Raw genomic sequence first — 14,676 nt, forward strand, 5'->3', positions numbered from 1 at the left:
GGCGGGGCGGCCGCGGCAGTTCCGCCGTGCGGGGACTGGCCGCTCCCGCCGCCAACCTATATTATAAATAAACTGAACTAATTAAGTCGGCGGCTGAGTCGACCCCCCAGGCGCCCAGCCGTCCGCCGAGCCGAACCACAGGAGCCCCCGCATGCAGCGCCGCATATCGCTGATCCCGCAGCCGCAGCACCTCGCCGACGCCGGAGGCGAGACCGACCTCGCCGCCCTGGGCGCCATCGTCGCCCCCGACCCCGAGACCACCGGCCTCGCCTGGCTCCTGTCCGACCTCCTCGCCCGGGGCACCGGCCTGCGCCTGAGCGTCCAGGCCGCCTACGACGGCCCCGCCGTGCGCCTCCGGCTCGAAGGCCCACGCCCGGCCGACCTGACGACCGAGGCCGAGGCCTACCGCCTCCGCATCGAAGAGGGCGGCGTCGACCTCACCGCCGCCCACCCCGACGGGATCGCCCGCGGCATCGCCACCCTCCGCCAGCTGCTGCCCGCCGGCGCCCTCCGCGCCGCCCCCGCCGCCCGCCCGGTCGTGCCGCGCGTCGCGATCGAGGACGCGCCGCGCCTGCGCTGGCGCAGCGTCCACGTCGACGTGGCCAGGCACTTCCAGTCCAAGGACTTCGTGCTCGCCATGATCGATCGGGCCTGGCTCCACCGGCTCAACGTCGTCCACCTGCACCTGACCGACGACCAGGGCTGGCGCGTCGAAGTGCCCGCCCGGCCGAAGCTCACCGAGACCGCCTCCTGGCGGACCGAGACCGTCGTCGGCCACGCCCTCGCCGAGGCCGGCTTCGACGGCACGCCGCACGGCGGCTACTACACGCTCGAGGACCTGCGCGAGATCGTCGCCTACGGGCGCGAGCGGCACATCATGATCGTCCCCGAGATCAACCTGCCCGGCCACACCCGCGCCGTCCTGGCCGCCTACCCCGAGCTCGGCACCGGGCACGGCAAGGGCGTCGCCACCACGTTCGGCGTCTTCGAGGAGGTCCTCGAGCCCACCGAGGCGTCGCTGGCGTTCGCCCGCGACGTGTTCACCGCCGTCGCCGAGGTCTTCGACGCCCCGTTCATCCACATCGGCGGCGACGAGGTGCCCACCGCGCAGTGGGAGCGATCGCCGGTGGCCGCCGAGCTCATGGAGCGCGAGGGCATCGCCGAGGTCCGCGGCGTCCAGGCCTGGTTCACGCGCGCGTTCGTCGAGCAGGTGACCGCGCTGGGCCGCCGGGTGATCGGCTGGGACGAGATCCTCGACGGCGGCGCCCCGACCGAGGCCGTGGTGGGCGTGTGGCGCAACGAGGCCTACGTCAAGAAGGCCGCCGACGCCGGGCACCAGGTCATCGCCTCGCCCGAACCGTACGCCTACTTCGACCACTACCAGAGCGAGAGCGCGGACGAGCCGCTGAGCATCCACGGGCTCACGCCGGTGGAGAAGGTCGCCGCCTGGGAGCCGGTGCCGCCCGGCGTCGACCCCGAGTCGCTGCTCGGCGTCCAGTGCCAGCTGTGGTCGGAGTACATGCCGTTCGCCCGCGACGTCGAGTACCGGGCGTTCCCGCGCCTGGCGGTGTTCGCCGACGTCGCGTGGGCCTCCCCGGAGGCCCGTGCGGCCTCCCCGGTGCTCGAGCGATTGGAGGACCACCTGATGCGACTGGACGCGCTCGGCATCGCCTACCGGCCGCTCGAAGGCCCCAGGCCGTGGCAGAGGGGCGGCACCGGCACCCGCGGGCGCTTCGACCGGCCCTTTGAGGAGCACCCGGCCGAATAGCGGCCGAGACGGCACGGCGCGGATGCGGAGTCTGGCAGGTCGACTCCGCATCCGCTGTCATTCACCGTTCATCCGGGGACGGTCTGCGATGATTCGCGGTGGTCGCCGCGATGTGGTGGCCCCCGGCGGCGGCGCTTGCGTCATGCGGGTCAGCAGCAGGTCAGCAACGGGAGCGCCCGCGCCGACGCCGGGGAGTCTCTATGTGGCGGCGGGCCTCATGGCCGGCCGTATCCTGCGATGCTCATGATGTCCATGTCGGCGATCCTCACCACGTCGCCGGTGTGGGGTGCGTGGATGATCTGGCCGTCGCCGATGTAGATGCCGTCGTGGCCGAGGCCGGAGTAGAAGACGATGTCGCCCGGTTCGAGCTGCTCGTAGGAGATCCTGACCGTCTCGTTCCACTGCATCTCGACGTTGTGGGACAGGGAGACCCCGGCGTTGCCCCAGGCGCCCTGCACCAGCCCCGAGCAGTCCCAGCTGCCGGGCCCGTCGGCGCCGTACGAGTAGGGCTCGCCCAGCTGCGCGTACGCGAAGTCGACCACGGCCGAGTCGCCGTTGTAGTCGGGGTTGTCGTACGTCGGCGGGTCGGGGGTGACCTGGTCGAGGAGGACTTCGAGCTCGTCGATCTCGTCCTCGATGTCGTTCTGCTGCTCTTCGAGGTCGTTCAGGATCGCGTCGGCGTCGCTCTGCAGCGCCTCCAGCTCGGCTTGGCGGGTCTCGAGCTCGTCGACCTCGTCGAGGTGCGCCTGGAGCTGGGCGTTCTCGGCGTCGCTGATGTTCTGCAGCATCATCAGGCGGTCGGTGAAGTCCTCGGGGTCGCCGGCCAGGATCGAGTTCACCATCGCGAACTCGCCGCCGGTGTGCGCGGCGGCGGCGATCTGGGCCACCGCCTCGTTGCTCGCGTCCACGGCCGCCTGGAGTTCGGGCAGCTGGGCCTCGATCTCCCCGATGAGGTCTTCGGCGTCCTCGAGCTCTTCCTGCTTGGCGTTGTAGTCCTCGATGACGAGTTCGAGCTCGGCGTTGCGCTCTTCGATGTCGGACTCGACCTCTTCAGGGGTCGGCTCGGCCGTCGCCTCGCTCGCGGTCAGGACGGCCGCGGAGGCGGGCAGCAGCACGGCGGCCGCGAAAGCGGCGGCCAGTCGCCGGGTACGCACCAGTGATGCGCTCCTTCCTTGTGCCGCCTACCGGGTTAGCTGTCGGATTCGGGCGGGAAGAAGGTTCGCCCTACCCGCCCGAGGGCGGGATTCACCCCGATCGGATTCGCGTGGGGCGCGATGCCGATCGCCCTGGTTCCCCGGTTCGGTCGCGCTGCCGATCGGCGGCCCGCAGGCCGCCGCGGCCGGGGTCGCTCCCGATTCGGCGGTGTCGCGCGGTGACCGCGGGGTGCGGTCGAGTTTCCGACGCGACGGCTTCACGTTAGAACCAGAAGGCGGCGATGACAAGGGCGGGTGGAGAATTTCTCTTGGAATGGCACGGAATACTACGGGCCGCTGCACGGGAATGACGACCAGTTGCCGTTATACCCCGCAGGGGTATATACTGTTGACTCGGAGGGAGACACCATGGCAGGAGACGAGACGAAGCACGGGACGGGCCACGACCCGGTGTACTGGTACCACGGCGACAAGGCGGCGCTCGGGCGGCGCCTCAAGCGCATCGAGGGCCAGATCCGGGGGCTCCAGCGGATGATCGACGATGACGAGTACTGCATCGACATCCTCACCCAGATCTCGGCCTCCACCAAGGGCCTGCAGGCCGTGGCGCTCAACCTCCTCGAAGGCCACATCGCGCACTGCGTCGCCGAGGCACAGACCGGCGGCGACCCGGCCGAGGCCGAAGGGAAAGTCAAGGAGGCCACTGACGCGGTCGCCAGGCTGCTCAGGACCTGATACCCGCAAAGGAGCGAACATGGAGACCACGTACCTCGTCAAGGGCATGACCTGCGGCCACTGCGCCGGCGCCGTCACGCAGGAGGTGTCGTCCCTGCCCGGCGTCGAGAACGTCGACGTCGCCGTCGACACCGGCCGCGTCACCGTCGTCAGCGCCGAGGAGCTCGCGACCGACGCCGTCCGCGAGGCGGTCGACGAGGCCGGTTACGAACTGGTCGGCCTTGCCAATTTACGGCTCGCAAGCGTCGCCGTGAGTGCCGAGTAACGGCACCGAACGCGGACGCCCGCCGGACACCCGGCGGGCGTTTTCGTGCCGCGGTCCGTTCACTTCCCTGGCGTACAGTCGGTGCATGGCTGCCTCCGATGACGACCGTTCCGTCGAACTGGGCGACGACTACGCGGTGCTCCCCGACCAGACCACCGACGAGTCCGAGGTGGGCTGGGGCGAGATCCCCGCGGCGCGGCGCCCGAGCGCGAAGCGCGCCCTCTCGGCCCGCGACGTCGAACTGCTCGCCGAGCGCCCGCCCCACTGGAGCTGAGGCTCGCGAACCGTCCCGCGCACCCGAGCCGCCGCCGCGGCTCGGGCCGTCAGTGCGGCTCGGGTCTTCGGCGGTAGGCGTCGGCGGCCGCGGCGATGAGGCGTTCGGGTCGGCCCGGTTCGGTGGCCCAGGCCGTGTGGGGTGGTGTCGGGAGGAACCGGTGGTCACTTCCGTCCAGGCCGGTGGCGGTGCCGAGGTGTTCGGGTTCGAGGTCGCGGAACTCCAGCTCCACCGCACCGAGGCGGTCCCAGACGAAGTCCACGCGGAGTCCTTCGAGGACCTCCAGCCCGAGCAGGACCGGGCCCGCGGCGCGCCGCAGCCGCACCCGGCCTCGCGCGAGGGCTTCGGACCACAGGCCGGCAGCGCCTTCGCGCAGTTCTTCGGCGGTCGCCTCGGGCAGGTCGGTGGTGTAGGACTGGAAGTGCGCGCCGGGGCCGTGCGCCCCCGGCACGTATCCGAGCAGTCGTCTCGGGCCCGGGCCGGTCCTGGTCAGCCAGACGGTGCCGGACTCGGATTCGGGCTCGGCCTCGGCCTCGATCCGGATCGGGTGCGGCCGCGTCCGCGTCTCGAAGCGGCCGATGACGACGCGGTCATCCATCGCAGGTCCGCTCGCAGTCGTGCCAGATTCGGGTGGCGGCGTGTTTGATCTGGGCGGCCGTCTCGCCGGTGTTGATCCAGTCCCAGGTGCCGGGGTCGGTCACCCATAGGTCGGGGGTGCCGAGCACGAGGCCGGTGAGGTAGCCGATCGTGCTCGCCCCGGTGTCGTCTTCGGCGACGAGCCACATGCGGGGCCTGACTGCTTGGGTGGCGAAGACGAGAGTGCGGCCGTCGATCTCGGCCGCGCCGAGCGCGGTCAGCCCAGCCGGATCGGGGACCTCGGACGGGTTCGCCCGCAGCGGCAGGGCCGCGAGAGCGCGGTGGTAGGCGCGGCGGATCAACTCCGGCGCCGAGCGAGCGAGTGTCATCGGGCCGCACCGCCGATCACGTGCCGTTCCAGGCGCGCGGTTCGCACCGCATCGAAGAACACCTGCGGCGCGAAGGCGGTCCCGTGCGGCACGGACGACGGTCGGGCACCGCCCGCGCGGGCGGTGCCCGCCGTGACGGGCGCCGGGTCGGAGTGGGCGATCGCTCGCGCTTCGGCGCGGGTCTGGGGCCGGTCGGGGAAGGGCAGGGCTCGCCAATGCAGGACCGCGATCAGCACGCGCAGGAGCCACCGCAGGCGGATCAGGGCGCGGCTGGGTTCGTCGGTCTCGTGGTGGGCGCGGTGGAGTTCTTCGGAGTCGCGGATGAACGCCGCGTAGGCGGCTTCGCGCATCGGCGAGAACCGGTACTCCTCGGTGGCTTCCTCCTCGAAGGTCGAGCCGGGGAGCGGGTCGGGCAGTTCGTTCCGGCGGTGGCGGCCGGTGCGGGTGTCCTGGTACCAGCCGGGCGTGCCGTAGGGACCGGGGTCGTCCGGGGCGTGGGGCTTGCCGCCGATCTGCCAGTCCTCGCCGGGCTTGTGGCGCAGGTGATCGGGTTCGTAGTAGGGCTCGCCGGGGCCGAAGCCGGGCGGGTAGCGCCTGCCGCGGCGCCTGGGCCGGTGGTCGGAGTGCCCGGCGGCGAAGTGGGCGGCCGTTTGCGTGTTTTCAAGTACGCCGGAATGGCGTATCGTCGTGGACGACACGAGAGCCTGCTCTCTGTGTTGGAGCCGCCCGGCGGGTACTAGTTTGGCGATTAGCGGACCGCCGGGCGGCGGCTTGAGAAACTGCCTTATGGAATTGTCGTGTGATCAGTGCTCTGGACGTAACCCTTTCAGGGGATTCTCGTAAATGACTGCCGCCGTTGCCGTTTCGCAAATGCGGTGATTGCATGATGACCGAGGATAGCGGCGCTGTCAACTTACGCGTCTAGGTGATCCGCGCCTCAAAATTGATCATGTTGGGCCGCAGACGTATTCACTCTCCGGTTCGCGTTCCTCTTCTGTGATGAGACGGGCTCGATCTACTTCGGAGGAGGCGACCGCGCCGTTCGAGGAGTCCGAGTCCGCCTCTCCCGCGGGGATGGTGCCCTGGAGTCGGGAACCCGATCCACCCGAACCCGGACCGAGCCGCTTCGAGAACGAGCTCTGACCGATTCGGTTCGAAGGCGCGAAAAGGCCCGGTCGGCGGCGCTGGGAGGCTGCCCGCCGACCGGGCCTCTGCCTGCCGCAAGGCAGGTCCCCTCGTGTCGAGCGGTAGTCCGTTACCCCTTCACCGCGCCGCCGGTCAGACCGGAGACGATGTAGCGCTGGAGGCTCATGAACACCGTGACCGTCAGCACCGAGGTGATGAGCGTCCCGGCGGCGAACAGTCCGAAGTAGCTGGCCGGGGAGTGCTCGGCCACGAGCGTCTTGAGCCCGACGGCGAGGGTCATCTCCGAACGGTCGGTCAGGAACAGGCTGGCGAGGATGAAGTCGTTCATCGTCCCCACGAACGCCAGGATCCCCGAGATCGCGATGATCGGCGCGGCCAGCGGCAGGATCATCCCGAAGAAGATCTGCGCGTGGCTCGCCCCGTCGATCGTGGCCGCCTCGTCGAGCTCCTTGGGGATCGTGTCGAAGAAGCCCTTCATCAGCCACGTCGAGACGCCCAGCGCCCCGCCCATGTAGACCAGCATCAGCCCGAGCTTCGAGTTGAGCCCGGCCACCGGGTAGAAGTCGCCGATGGTGCCGAAGATCAGGTACAGGGCGACCACGGCCAGGAACGCCGGGAACATCTGGATCAGCAGCAGGAACAGCAGCATCGGCCGCCGTCCCTTGAAGCGGAACCGGCTGAACGCGTAGGCGGCCAGCGAGGAGATGAAGATCGAGACGAACGCCGCCGGGACGGCGATCATGAGCGAGTTGCCGAACCAGTGCCAGAACGGGACGTTCGGCTCGGTGAACAGCCGCTCGAAGTTGTCGAGGCCGAAACTCGACGGCAGCAGGCTCGTCGTCGACAGCGTCCCGTTCGGGTTGAACGCCGCCGAGACGACGTACACGATCGGCACCAGGGCGAACACCAGCACCAGCACGACCATCAGGTGCCGCCAGCCGGTGTCGCCCGCCCAGCGGGCCAGGCCCGAGCGGCGCTTCGGCCGCACCGGGGCGCGGCGCGGTTCTGCGGTACGCGTCATGAGTAGACGTCCTCCTGAGATCGGGTGGCGCGGAACATGAGCGCCGAGATCGTGGCGACGATGAGGAAGATGAACACGCTGATGGCCGAGGCGAAGCCGTAGTCGGCGCTGGAGGATCCGAAGGCCTGCCGGAAGGCGTAGGTGATCAAGAGGTCGGTGCCGCCGACCGTGTCCCCGGCGTTGATCGGGTTGCCGCCCGAGAGCAGTTCGATCGCGTTGAAGTTGTTGAAGTTGAACGCGAAGCTGGAGATCAGGAGCGGGGTGAGCGCCACCAGCAGCAGCGGCAGGGTGATCTTGCGGAAGGCCGTCAGGCCGGTCGCGCCGTCGATCTTGGCCGCCTCCAGCGAGTCGGCCGGCAGCGCCTGGAGCGCCCCCAGGCTGATCAGGAACATGTAGGGGAAGCCCAGCCACGTGTTGGCGATGAGGACCATCGCCCGGGCCGCCCACGTCTGGCCGTACCAGTCGACGTTCATGCCGAGCAGCTCGTTGATCACCCCGTAGTCGCGGTTGAACATCTGCGCCCACACCAGCAGCATCGCGAACGACGGCATGGCGTAGGGCAGGATCATCACCGACCGGTACAGCTTCGTGCCCCGCATGCCGGGCCGATTGAGGGCCATGGCCGCGCCGAGCCCGAGCGCGAAGGTGAGCAGGACGCTGCCGGCGCCGAAGGCGAGGTTCCACACGAACACGCCGAAGAACGGGCCCCTGATGTCCTCGTCGGTGAGCACCTGCAGGTAGTTGTCGAAGCCGATGCCGACGCGCCAGCCCACGAGCGCCTCGTCGCCGTCCTCGGTGACGAACGTGCCGGTCTCGTCGTCGGCGTGCCAGACGATGCCGGCCTCGTCGTCGGTGATGCAGTCGCATCCGGCGTCGTAGGAGCGGGTGGAGGTGCCCTCGAACGCCGACAGGCCCTGGACCTTGATGCCCGAGTGCTCGCCGGTGGGCACCGCCAGTTCGGCGACCTCGGCGTGCCGCTCGTTGAGTTCGGCGAGGCCCCACACCTCGTAGTCCTCGGCGGCGGTGATGCGTCCGGCCTGGTCGGTCTCGACCTCGTCGAGCGCGGTCAGGCCCTCCTCGGTGCCGGCCCAGTGGGTGCCCTCGTCGGTGTCGGTCAACAGCAGCGCCAGGTCGCCGGAGGCCGATTCGCCGACCGACAGCAGGTAGGTGTTCCCGCCGGGGGTCGGCTGGACGCCCGCGGCGATGATCGCCTCGATCGCCTGGTCCTTGCCGACGCGGTGCCCGTCGCCGTAGTTGGTGAAGGAGGTGCCGATGGTGAGGACCACCGGCAGGATCTGGAAGGCGATCAGGAGCAGGGTGCCGGGCACGAGGTATTTGAGCGGGATCCGGCGGCGCTGCAGGTAGGTGTAGAAGATGACGGCGACGGCGGCCGCCTCCGCGCCCAGGCCCCACCAGGCCCGGGCGTCGATGAGGGGCAACGCCGCCCAGACGGCCAGGGCCGTCACCACCGCGAGCACGGCGATCTTGGCGATCAGGCCCGCGGCGGTGTGCGACCCGGCCGTCTGGGAACGCTGGTCGAGCACGAGTGGGTTCCTTCGTTCGTCGGTGCGGGGGCTCAGGAGGCGTCGATGGCGTCGGCGATGGCCTGGCCGGCGGTGGTGGCGGCCTCCTCGCCGGGGGTGACGCCGTCGATGCTGTCGGCCTCGGCGCGGCCGAAGGGCTCCCAGACCGCGTTCATCGCCGGGATGTTCGGCATCGGGACGGCGTGCTCGCCGGCGGCGGCGAAGCCCTGGACGTCGGCGTTGCCCTCGGCGTAGGTCTCGGCGGCGGCCGTCAGCGCGGGCAGGCGCCCGCCGGCCTCGGCGAGCTTGAGCTGGAGGTCCTCGGTCAGCACGTAGTTGGTGACGAACTCCTGGGCGAACAGGGCGTTCTTGGCCGAGGCCGAGACGTAGAAGCCCTGGACGCCCATGAACGGGGCGGCCGGGTTCTGGCCCTCGAAGCCGGGGATGGCGGTGACCTCGTACTCGATGCCGGCGTTCTGGGCGTCGATGAGCGCCCAGGGGCCGGAGATGAGGAACGCGGACTTGCCCTCGACGAAGAACGGGGTCGCGTTGGAGCTGTCGATGGAGGTCGACAGGACGCCGCTCCCGCCGAGCTCGGCGAACTTCTCGAAGGCCGCGATGCCGCCGGCCGAGGCGACGCCGACGTCGCCGGGGTCGGTGCCCTCGGCGCCGAAGAGGTAGCCGCCCATGGACGAGAACAGCGGGTAGGCGCTGTAGGCGTCGCCGTTCACGCCGACCGGCAGGAGCACCACGTTCTCGGTGCCCGCGTCCTGTCCGGCGGCGACGAGCTCTTCGAACGTGGCCGGGACCTCGGCGGCCAGGGCGGTGTTGCGGATCAGGCCGATGTTCTCGACGGCGTAGGGGGCGGCGTAGAGGTTGCCGTCGACGGTGAACGCGGTGATCGAGGCCGGGTTGAGCGCGGCCTGCTGGTCCTCGGTCAAGGTGATGGGGCTGATGACGCCGTCGGCGGCGAGCTGGCCGGACCAGTCGTGGGCGCCGACGAGGACGTCGGGGCCCTGGCCCTGCTCGGCGGCGGTCAGGAAGTCCTCGCGGAGGGTCTCGACGTGCTCCTCGACGGTGACCTTGACGCCCACCTGGTTCTCGAAGTCGGCGACGAACTCCTTGAGCACCGGGGTGCGGGTCTCGTCGGCCCAGATGACCAGTTCGCCGGAGAACTCCTGCTGCTCGGAGCCGGTGTCGCCGTCCTCGCCGCTCTCGTCGTCGGATCCGCAGGCGGCGGCCGCGCCGAGCGCCGCCATGGAGACGGCGGCGGTGCCGATGGTCCTTCTACGCATGATTGAGTACCTCTCCTCGTTGAGGGCGGCCCGCCGAGCGGGACCGTGACGGGGATCATGGGCTCTGCCCCTGACACCTCGAAGGTTAGCAAGATGTTTCAGAAACAGGAAACCCTTGCAATCAAACTGTTGCCAAATTTCAGATAGGCTACGCTGTCATCATGCGGCTTCGACTCTCCGACATCGCCAGGCAGGCCGGGGTCAGCGAGGCGACGGTGTCCCGGGTGCTCAACGACAAGCCCGGCGTCGGGGCTCAGACCCGGCAATCCGTCCTCACTGCCCTCGACGTGCTCGGCTACGAACGGCCCCAGGCCCTTCGCAAGCACGCCATCGGCCTCATCGGCCTCGTCGTGCCCGAACTCGAGAACCCCATATTCCCGGTGTACGCGCAGACGATCTCCAACGTCCTCGCGGGCTCGGGCTACACGCCGGTGCTGTGCACGCAGACGCCCGGCGGGGTCTCCGAGGACGAGTTCGTCGAGATGCTGCGCGAGCGAAGCGTGGCCGGGATCATCTTCGTCTCCGGGCTCCACGCCGACACCGCCGCCAGCACCGAGCGCTACCAGGAGCTCAAGGACAAGCGCCTGCCGATCGCGTTCATCACCGGCCACCCCGAAGGCGTCGAGGCCGCGTCCTTCTCCTGCGACGACGCCGTCGCCGCCCGCATCGCCGTCGAGCACCTCGCCGGGCTCGGCCACGAGAAGATCGGCCTGGTCTCCGGGCCCGACCGCTACTGGCCCGTCCAGCGCAAGATCCGCGGCTACCGGGCCGCCATGCAGCACCTCGGCCCCGAGCTGATCGAGCTGACCCTCTTCGGCGAGCAGGGCGGCCACGCCGCCGCCTCCCGCCTCATCGACCGCGGCGCCACCGCCGTCGTCTGCGGCTCCGACATGATGGCCCTCGGCGCCATCCGCGCCGCCGCCGAGCGCGGCCTGGCCGTGCCCGGCGACTTCTCCGTCGTCGGCTACGACGACTCCCCCCTCATCGCCCACACCAACCCCCCGCTCACGACCGTGCGGCAGCCGGTGCGCGACATCGCCACCGCCGCCGCCCGGGCGCTGCTCGACGAGATCGCCGGGCAGCCCACGCCGTCGTCGGAATACCTGTTCCGGCCCGAACTCGTCGTACGCGGCTCCACCGGTGCGGCACCCCAAAGATGAGAGGACACACTCATGAGTGACAACTGGTGGCGCGAGGCGGTCATCTACCAGGTGTATCCGCGCTCCTTCGCCGACGCGAACGGCGACGGCATGGGCGACCTCGCGGGCATCCGCTCGCGCATCCCCTACCTGGCGAAGCTCGGCGTCGACGCGCTCTGGCTGTCCCCGTTCTACGCCTCGCCGCAGAAGGACGCGGGCTACGACGTCGCCGACTACCGCGCGATCGACCCGCGGTTCGGCACGCTCGACGACTTCGACGCGATGCTGGAGGCCGCGCACGAGGCGGGCATCCGCCTCATCGTCGACCTGGTCCCCAACCACTCCTCCTCGGAGCACGAGTGGTTCAAGGCCGCCCTGGCCTCCGGGCCGGGCAGCAGCGAACGCGACCGCTACCACTTCCGCGACGTCGACCCCGCGAAGCCCGAGGTCCCGCCGAACAACTGGCAGTCGGTCTTCGGCGGCCCGGCCTGGACCAAGACCCCCGACGGCAAGCAGTGGTACCTGCACCTGTTCGACTCCTCGCAGCCGGACCTGAACTGGGACAACCCCGAGGTCCACGCCGAGTTCCAGTCGATCCTCAGGTTCTGGCTCGACCGCGGCGTCGACGGCTTCCGCATCGACGTCGCCCACGGCATGGTCAAGGCCGCCGGGCTCCCCGACACCGGCGGCGACGGCACGATCGAGATGATCGGCACGACCCGCTCCCCGTTCTTCGACCAGGACGGCGTCCACGAGATCTACCGCACGTGGCGGCCGGTCATCGAGGAGTACGAGGGCGACCGGATCTTCGTCGCCGAGGCCTGGACCGACTCGGCCGAGCGCCGGGCGCTGTACCTGCGGCCCGACGAGCTGCACCAGGCGTTCAACTTCGACCTCGTGCTGGCCCCGTTCAGCGCGGTCGACTTCCGCAAGGCCATCGACGCCGAGATCGCCAACAACGCCGGCATCGGCGCCCCGTGCACGTGGGTGCTGTCCAACCACGACGTGCAGCGGCACGTCACCCGCTACGGCGACGGCCCGATCGGCCTGGCGCGGGCGAAGGCCGCGACGCAGCTCTTGCTGGCGCTGCCGGGCGTCGTGTACGTCTACCAGGGCGAGGAGCTGGGCCTGAACGAGGTGCTCGACCTGCCCGACGAGGTGCGTGAGGACCCGACGTTCTTCCGCACGAACGGCGAGCAGATCGGCCGCGACGGCTGCCGGGTGCCGATCCCGTGGCGGACCGAGGGGCCGTCGCTCGGCTTCGGCGACGCCGAGGGCTGGCTGCCGCAGCCCGAAGGCTGGGCCGAGAAGTCGGTGGAGGCCGAGGACGGCACCGGCGGCTCGACGCTCGAGTTCTACCGCCAGGCGATCGCGTTGCGCAAGGCCCACAAGGCCACCGGCCTGACCTGGCTCGACGACCCGGGCGACAACGCCTTCGCGTTCGACAACGGCGCCGTGGTGTGCGTGGTGAACTTCGGCGACGAGCCGGTGGGCCTCGACGGCTTCGACGGCGAGGTGCTCCTGTCGAGCGCCGAACTCGCCGAAGGCCGCCTCCCAGCCGGCTCGGCGGTCTGGTTCAAGAAGTAAGCAGCACGAACGAATCGGGGCGGCGGGCCGAAGGTCCGCCGCCCCGATTCGTGTGTCGCCGGTGTCGAGACGCGAAACCTGACGACGGTTTGCTCAGGCTTGCGCCATGGCAACCGACGAACCGGACTCGGCCGGGGACGCCGAGTCCGCCGCACCGGCTGCGACCGGCAGCGGCAGCACCACCGACGACATCCTCACGGCGCTGCATGAGGCCAGGGCAGAACGCGAGGAACACCTCGTGCAGGTCATCGAGCAGTTCAGGTTGGAACGCGAAGGATCGCAGGGCAACATAGGCGCTCCGACATCTTCCCCCATGCGAGCGGCCATCACCACAATGATGAAAGTGTTGTTTCGGCGTGTTCATGTCCGGTTCTGACTGCTAGCATCGATACCGTAAGGGGGTGAACACAATGACCGATACTCATCCCGAGACCAGGGCAATGTCGATCCGCGGAATCGATCCCGAGGTCTACGAGACTATCCGGATTCGCGCTGCCAACCACGGCCAATCGATGGAGTCCGAGGTCAGGGAGATCCTGATTCGAGCCGCCGACGGCGATTTCAACCGCCGGTCGATGGAACTCGGCGACCTCATACACTCGTATGTCGCGGAGGTCGGCGGAGTGGATCTCGAACTCCCCGATCGCAATGAGCCGGATCGTGAGCTGGATCTGTCGTGATGGTCGTCTTCGATACCAATGTCATTTCCGAGCTGATCCGAGAGAACGGCGATTTCGGTGTCCTCACCTGGACCAACAGGTACACCTTCGATGGCCTGACCACTGCCGTGTGCCTCGCGGAACTGAAGTGGTGTGTGGAGAGACTCCCCAAAGGCAGGAAACGCTCGGTGCTCGAGGTCGCCGTGGATCGGCTCGAGATCGAGGCCTTTCGAGACCGAATCCTTCCGTTCGACAACCGGGCAACCGGCCATTACGGTCGAATCAGGCAAATCAGGAGGCAAGCAGGTCGTCCGATCAGCCCTACCGATGCGATGATCGCCGCCATCTGCGCATCGCGCGGCGCTGCGCTTGCCACCGGGAACATCAAAGACTTCGAGGGCGTTGGTGTTCCACTCCTCAATCCGTGGAAGGGTGGGCACACCCCAGAATGAACGCCGAGGGTCCGGCCGCTGCGCGGCCGGGCCGGTCACGTTCAGCATCGCGATGACAGCGGTGACGTTTACCAGTTGCCTTCGAGCTTCGCGTCGACCTTGATCGGTTCGTCCATGACGACTCGGCCGTACTGCTCGCTCACCAGCTGGTACTGGTCTTCCTCGAGCCGGTACAGGTGCAGGACCGGCAGGCCTTCGGCGGCCTCGGAGATCCTGAGGTAATAGGGGATCCCGCCCATCGCGTAGATTCCCGGCTTGAGATGACGGTCCCGCTCCTCCGATTCGGGAGACTCCACTTCGACCACGAGTCGGACGTCCTCGGGATGGAACCATCTCGTGTTGCGGTTGTATCCGGGCCGCTCCGCGACTACCAGGAGATCCGGTTCGGGCCGGCTCTTTCGATCGATGCGGACGGTCATCTCCTGGTGGACCTCAAGGTCGTCCGGCACGGCCTTGTCAAGAGCGATTCGCAGCCTGAACATCACTTCGTGATGCCAGGTGCGCTGTGAGCTCATCATGAGTTCGAGTGCGCCGTAAATGAGTTCGACGTGATCCGGAAGGTCGTACATGTCCAGATCGTCGGACTCCCAGCCGGAGTCGCGGGGCGGTGGGGGCAGCAGGACGTCGAACATCAGGCTTCCTTCGCGGAACCGAGGAACATATACGAGGGTACCCGGACAGCGACCGAGCCCG

Annotated in this window: 17 protein-coding genes and 1 riboswitch; of the genes, 9 read left to right on the forward strand and 8 right to left on the reverse strand. The window is 69.2% G+C overall.

Annotated features, from left to right (window positions below; genetic code table 11):
- The first annotated feature begins 151 nt into the window (after positions 1-151).
- Entirely contained in the window at positions 152-1,768 is a 1,617-nt protein-coding gene (locus H613_RS27800; RefSeq protein ID WP_035738653.1) for a beta-N-acetylhexosaminidase, read from the forward strand.
- Positions 1,769-1,983: 215 nt separating this feature from the next.
- Here H613_RS27800 and H613_RS29515 read toward each other — a convergent pair whose 3' ends face one another.
- Positions 1,984-2,922, reverse strand: a complete 939-nt coding sequence (locus H613_RS29515; RefSeq protein WP_026925104.1) for a C40 family peptidase — start codon at positions 2,920-2,922, stop codon at positions 1,984-1,986.
- Between the two features lie 9 nt (positions 2,923-2,931).
- Positions 2,932-3,099, reverse strand: a riboswitch (cyclic di-AMP (ydaO/yuaA leader).
- A gap of 231 nt (positions 3,100-3,330) precedes the next feature.
- On the opposite strand from H613_RS29515, the gene H613_RS32455 reads away from it, so the two are divergent.
- The 3 genes from H613_RS32455 to H613_RS0119485 all read left to right on the forward strand — a co-directional run bounded on the left by H613_RS32455 (position 3,331) and on the right by H613_RS0119485 (position 4,196).
- Entirely contained in the window at positions 3,331-3,657 is a 327-nt protein-coding gene (locus H613_RS32455) for a metal-sensitive transcriptional regulator (RefSeq protein ID WP_051393584.1), read from the forward strand.
- A gap of 19 nt (positions 3,658-3,676) precedes the next feature.
- Complete coding sequence (locus tag H613_RS27810) at positions 3,677-3,922, forward strand: heavy-metal-associated domain-containing protein (RefSeq protein WP_035738655.1); 246 nt, start codon at positions 3,677-3,679, stop codon at positions 3,920-3,922.
- An 85-nt stretch (positions 3,923-4,007) separates the two neighbouring features.
- Positions 4,008-4,196: a hypothetical protein gene (locus H613_RS0119485; RefSeq protein ID WP_026925106.1), complete on the forward strand. Its 189-nt coding sequence runs from the start codon at positions 4,008-4,010 to the stop codon at positions 4,194-4,196.
- A gap of 49 nt (positions 4,197-4,245) precedes the next feature.
- On the opposite strand, the gene H613_RS0119490 is transcribed toward H613_RS0119485, so the two are convergent.
- The 6 genes from H613_RS0119490 to H613_RS0119515 form a co-directional block, all read right to left on the reverse strand.
- Complete coding sequence (locus H613_RS0119490; protein ID WP_026925107.1) at positions 4,246-4,794, reverse strand: hypothetical protein; 549 nt, start codon at positions 4,792-4,794, stop codon at positions 4,246-4,248.
- Positions 4,787-5,161, reverse strand: coding sequence for a hypothetical protein (locus tag H613_RS0119495; RefSeq protein WP_026925108.1), 375 nt, complete (start codon positions 5,159-5,161; stop codon positions 4,787-4,789). Before H613_RS0119495 ends, H613_RS0119490 begins: the two co-directional genes overlap by 8 nt.
- Complete coding sequence (locus H613_RS0119500) at positions 5,158-5,859, reverse strand: hypothetical protein (RefSeq protein ID WP_026925109.1); 702 nt, start codon at positions 5,857-5,859, stop codon at positions 5,158-5,160. The genes H613_RS0119495 and H613_RS0119500 overlap by 4 nt, the downstream gene beginning before the upstream one ends.
- A gap of 557 nt (positions 5,860-6,416) precedes the next feature.
- Positions 6,417-7,328, reverse strand: a complete 912-nt coding sequence (locus tag H613_RS0119505) for a sugar ABC transporter permease (RefSeq protein ID WP_051393585.1) — start codon at positions 7,326-7,328, stop codon at positions 6,417-6,419.
- Positions 7,325-8,872, reverse strand: a complete 1,548-nt coding sequence (locus H613_RS27815; RefSeq protein WP_035738657.1) for an ABC transporter permease subunit — start codon at positions 8,870-8,872, stop codon at positions 7,325-7,327. The genes H613_RS0119505 and H613_RS27815 overlap by 4 nt, the downstream gene beginning before the upstream one ends.
- Positions 8,873-8,904: 32 nt before the next feature.
- Positions 8,905-10,146: a sugar ABC transporter substrate-binding protein gene (locus tag H613_RS0119515; RefSeq protein ID WP_026925111.1), complete on the reverse strand. Its 1,242-nt coding sequence runs from the start codon at positions 10,144-10,146 to the stop codon at positions 8,905-8,907.
- A gap of 161 nt (positions 10,147-10,307) precedes the next feature.
- Here H613_RS0119515 and H613_RS0119520 point away from each other — a divergent pair, with 161 nt between their 5' ends.
- From H613_RS0119520 to H613_RS0119540, 5 genes are all read left to right on the forward strand, one after another.
- Complete coding sequence (locus H613_RS0119520) at positions 10,308-11,306, forward strand: LacI family DNA-binding transcriptional regulator (RefSeq protein ID WP_026925112.1); 999 nt, start codon at positions 10,308-10,310, stop codon at positions 11,304-11,306.
- A gap of 12 nt (positions 11,307-11,318) precedes the next feature.
- Positions 11,319-12,872 carry a glycoside hydrolase family 13 protein gene (locus H613_RS27820; protein WP_051393586.1) on the forward strand — a complete coding sequence of 518 codons (1,554 nt, stop codon included), beginning with the start codon at positions 11,319-11,321 and terminating at the stop codon, positions 12,870-12,872.
- A gap of 106 nt (positions 12,873-12,978) precedes the next feature.
- Complete coding sequence (locus tag H613_RS0119530) at positions 12,979-13,248, forward strand: hypothetical protein (RefSeq protein WP_026925113.1); 270 nt, start codon at positions 12,979-12,981, stop codon at positions 13,246-13,248.
- A 34-nt stretch (positions 13,249-13,282) separates the two neighbouring features.
- Complete coding sequence (locus H613_RS0119535; protein WP_026925114.1) at positions 13,283-13,552, forward strand: FitA-like ribbon-helix-helix domain-containing protein; 270 nt, start codon at positions 13,283-13,285, stop codon at positions 13,550-13,552.
- Positions 13,552-13,983, forward strand: coding sequence for a type II toxin-antitoxin system VapC family toxin (locus H613_RS0119540; RefSeq protein ID WP_026925115.1), 432 nt, complete (start codon positions 13,552-13,554; stop codon positions 13,981-13,983). Before H613_RS0119535 ends, H613_RS0119540 begins: the two co-directional genes overlap by 1 nt.
- A gap of 68 nt (positions 13,984-14,051) precedes the next feature.
- On the opposite strand, the gene H613_RS27825 is transcribed toward H613_RS0119540, so the two are convergent.
- Positions 14,052-14,615 (reverse strand): Uma2 family endonuclease, encoded by a 564-nt coding sequence (locus H613_RS27825; RefSeq protein WP_051393587.1) that lies wholly within the window; start codon positions 14,613-14,615, stop codon positions 14,052-14,054.
- Positions 14,616-14,676 lie beyond the last annotated feature (61 nt).

Source organism: Glycomyces arizonensis DSM 44726 (genome assembly GCF_000482705.1).
Taxonomy (GTDB): Bacteria; Actinomycetota; Actinomycetes; order Mycobacteriales; family Micromonosporaceae; genus Glycomyces; species Glycomyces arizonensis.

What these genes read in the sequence shown, in the direction of transcription:
- H613_RS27800 (WP_035738653.1), top strand. Translation starts at nt 152, where the DNA reads ATGCAGCGCCGCATATCGCTGATCCCGCAGCCGCAGCACCTCGCCGAC.
- H613_RS32455 (WP_051393584.1), top strand. Translation starts at nt 3,331, where the DNA reads ATGGCAGGAGACGAGACGAAGCACGGGACGGGCCACGACCCGGTGTAC.
- H613_RS27810 (WP_035738655.1), top strand. Translation starts at nt 3,677, where the DNA reads ATGGAGACCACGTACCTCGTCAAGGGCATGACCTGCGGCCACTGCGCC.
- H613_RS0119485 (WP_026925106.1), top strand. Translation starts at nt 4,008, where the DNA reads ATGGCTGCCTCCGATGACGACCGTTCCGTCGAACTGGGCGACGACTAC.
- H613_RS0119490 (WP_026925107.1), bottom strand. Translation starts at nt 4,794, where the DNA reads ATGGATGACCGCGTCGTCATCGGCCGCTTCGAGACGCGGACGCGGCCG.
- H613_RS0119495 (WP_026925108.1), bottom strand. Translation starts at nt 5,161, where the DNA reads ATGACACTCGCTCGCTCGGCGCCGGAGTTGATCCGCCGCGCCTACCAC.
- H613_RS0119505 (WP_051393585.1), bottom strand. Translation starts at nt 7,328, where the DNA reads ATGACGCGTACCGCAGAACCGCGCCGCGCCCCGGTGCGGCCGAAGCGC.
- H613_RS0119515 (WP_026925111.1), bottom strand. Translation starts at nt 10,146, where the DNA reads ATGCGTAGAAGGACCATCGGCACCGCCGCCGTCTCCATGGCGGCGCTC.
- H613_RS0119520 (WP_026925112.1), top strand. Translation starts at nt 10,308, where the DNA reads ATGCGGCTTCGACTCTCCGACATCGCCAGGCAGGCCGGGGTCAGCGAG.
- H613_RS27820 (WP_051393586.1), top strand. Translation starts at nt 11,319, where the DNA reads ATGAGTGACAACTGGTGGCGCGAGGCGGTCATCTACCAGGTGTATCCG.
- H613_RS0119530 (WP_026925113.1), top strand. Translation starts at nt 12,979, where the DNA reads ATGGCAACCGACGAACCGGACTCGGCCGGGGACGCCGAGTCCGCCGCA.
- H613_RS0119535 (WP_026925114.1), top strand. Translation starts at nt 13,283, where the DNA reads ATGACCGATACTCATCCCGAGACCAGGGCAATGTCGATCCGCGGAATC.
- H613_RS0119540 (WP_026925115.1), top strand. Translation starts at nt 13,552, where the DNA reads ATGGTCGTCTTCGATACCAATGTCATTTCCGAGCTGATCCGAGAGAAC.
- H613_RS27825 (WP_051393587.1), bottom strand. Translation starts at nt 14,615, where the DNA reads ATGTTCGACGTCCTGCTGCCCCCACCGCCCCGCGACTCCGGCTGGGAG.